Source organism: Mesorhizobium sp. P5_C1 (assembly GCF_054049815.1).
On sequence record NZ_JBFULQ010000713.1, the window covers coordinates 1 to 2352 of the forward strand.

Consider the following 2352-nt stretch of genomic DNA (forward strand, 5'->3'; position numbering starts at 1 on the left):
GGTTGTAACGATCGGGCCCTATAAAGCGGGCTTCGGGTCGTGCCAATTGCAACCGCATCAGCAACGACAGCAACCCGCCAAGCGCCAGGAAGACAAACGCCGTGGTAATGTAGCGCCGGCCTATGATCTTATGATCGACCGTCGAAAGGCCACCCCACAGGCCTGGCCGTGTTGCCCACGTTAACGCGAGGTGCCGGTCTAGCTCGGCTTCGCCGAATGCCGTGTCACGGACGCCGCGGTCATCTTCGCGCGTCATTTCAGGCTCTCCATGTAAGCGGAGATGTTCTGGAGCTCGATGCTGGTCAGCGCGACTATCGGCATGTTGTTTCCAGGCTTGAGCGTCTGCGGATCTGCAATCCAGGCCGCCAGTGAGCCGCGCGTGGTTTCCTGCAGCCCGGCGGCGATAGTCTGACGGCCGCCAATGTGTGTAAGGTCCGGCCCCGTCGTGCCGTTGGCCGGTGTACCCCGGACCGTATGGCAGGCAGCGCACGGCTTAGCCAGGAAAGCTGCCTTCCCTGCCGCCGCGTCGGGATCAGTTGGCTTCATCGCGTCATCTCGCTGCGACGCCGCCCAACGTTCGTAGTCCGCCGGCGCCTCTGCGATTACCATGATCGCCATATGGCTATGCTGCAGGCCGCAGAACTCGGCGCATTGACCCCGATAAACGCCGGACTTTTCGGCGCGCAGCAGCAAACTGTTGGACCGGCCCGGAACAAGATCCTGCTTTCCGGCGAGGCTAGGCACCCAAAACGAATGGATGACATCGGCGCTCTCGAGCAGGAGGTGAACATCCGCACCGACGGGGATGTGAATTTCGTTGGCAGTCTGAAAGCCGGGCTTTGYGTCGGTACCGGCATAGAAGACCTGCCACCACCATTGCTGTCCCTTGACCGTGATCGTAAGGGCGGCACTTTCCGGGACGCCGATACTCCGGGTGGCACAGAAACTTGCGATCGTCAGACCGGCGATGATGACTACGCTGGCGGCGACCGCGGCAATCACTGTGATTGTGAGCCGTGCCTCGGACTTCGCGCTGTCCGCGGCCGCGCGGCGGCCGCGCGCGAGTGCCAGGCCAAGCATGACCATTACCAGAATCCAGACGACAGTACACAGGATGACTGTTGCGATGATCAGGTGTTCGAGATGGATGGCAGGGCCGCCGCGCGGATCAAGCGCCGACTGATTGCCACTGCAGCCCGACGCCACGGCAATGATCGCCGGAAGAAGGGCGTGGACCTTTCTCATGGCGAAGGTCCCTGGTCTGGGTGGACATTGACCGGCCCTTCGTTGAAGAGAATTATCGCCGGACCGCGATTTTCGGCCGGGCGGGTGTGTTTGTCATCGTTGCGGCTGGGCGCGGCTATCTTCGGCGTGTAGGAACCGATCGTCTGAAGATATCCTGCGAGTTGCCATATCTGCTCGATCGTCATCCTGTCACGAAAGGCAGGCATGCCGTGCGGGCGGCCGTCCCGGATGGAAGCGGCTAGGGAAACCATCTCAGGCCCGTAAAGCCACCAGCCGTCAAGGAAACTCGGCCCAACACCGCCACGACCGTCGCCGTGGCATGCTGGGCAGCCAAACCAGGCATAAAGACGCTTGCCTTGGCTCAGATTGTAAGCGTCCGCTTCATAAGGCTTGCCGCCCGCGAAATAACTCTCGGGTGGTGTTCCGCTGATGCCGTTGTGCATGAGGCGGAACCGGTCGAGGTTGGCAGCAACCGGCGGATCGAGGCGAAGTTCTCTCGGCTGGCGCAACAAGCCGAGCAAGCCGCCCACACCGACGAGCAGCAGAAGCGCGCCAGCCATCAGCGCCGACTTCGGGTTTCCGAAGGTCCTTTCTGTCAAGCGGTTCTCTGCCCCCATGGCATCAATCATCTAGAGTTAAGTGCGATCGGCTAAGGCGGACTGGCAAAAGCTTGTATGACGGCGTCTTCGTCTTCGGGTCGTGGTGAGCCAGGGGGAAGAGCGGGTTGGTTTCAGGAAAATACGCCCCGCAGCACCCCTCCGGAATGTTGTAGGAAACGACTCTCAATCCCATGACCGTGCGCGCCGTAGCCTCATCGATCGCTGTTGTTAGATCAACAATTTCGCCATGAGCGAATCCTAGGCGGGCAATATCCTCTGGGTTAAGGAATACGATGTTGCGCATGCAGTTCACTCCACGAAAACGGTGACTGTAACCATTGATGGAAGTGTTGAACTGATCGTTGGAGCGAAGCGTCGCGAGATGAAGAACGTCGGCCTTCTGCGACGTAGACAATTCCGGAAAAAGCCTATCTGGTGTAATGAAATTGGCTTTTCCGCTTTGCGTTACCCATTTGCGTTCGCGCGCCGGCAGCGGTCGTGCAAACCC

Annotated in this window: 3 protein-coding genes and 1 pseudogene; all 4 read right to left on the reverse strand. The window is 60.1% G+C overall.

Going from position 1 to position 2352, the window contains the following annotated elements; all coding sequences use genetic code 11:
• Nucleotides 1-256 (reverse strand): annotated as a pseudogene (locus ACXJ7R_RS30260) (cytochrome ubiquinol oxidase subunit I); the annotation flags it as partial.
• Complete coding sequence (coxB, locus tag ACXJ7R_RS30265) at nt 253-1245, reverse strand: cytochrome c oxidase subunit II (RefSeq protein ID WP_457155026.1); 993 nt, start codon at nt 1243-1245, stop codon at nt 253-255. The gene coxB and the pseudogene ACXJ7R_RS30260, both read right to left, overlap by 4 nt.
• Nucleotides 1242-1805 (reverse strand): c-type cytochrome, encoded by a 564-nt coding sequence (locus tag ACXJ7R_RS30270; RefSeq protein ID WP_457155028.1) that lies wholly within the window; start codon nt 1803-1805, stop codon nt 1242-1244. Before ACXJ7R_RS30270 ends, coxB begins: the two co-directional genes overlap by 4 nt.
• A gap of 61 nt (nt 1806-1866) precedes the next feature.
• Nucleotides 1867-2352: molybdopterin dinucleotide binding domain-containing protein (locus ACXJ7R_RS30275; RefSeq protein WP_457155027.1), on the reverse strand; the 486-nt coding region annotated here is incomplete at its 5' end.

Coding starts and splice junctions, on each gene's coding strand:
- ACXJ7R_RS30270 (WP_457155028.1), bottom strand. CDS start 1,805: ATGGCTGGCGCGCTTCTGCTGCTCGTCGGTGTGGGCGGCTTGCTCGGC.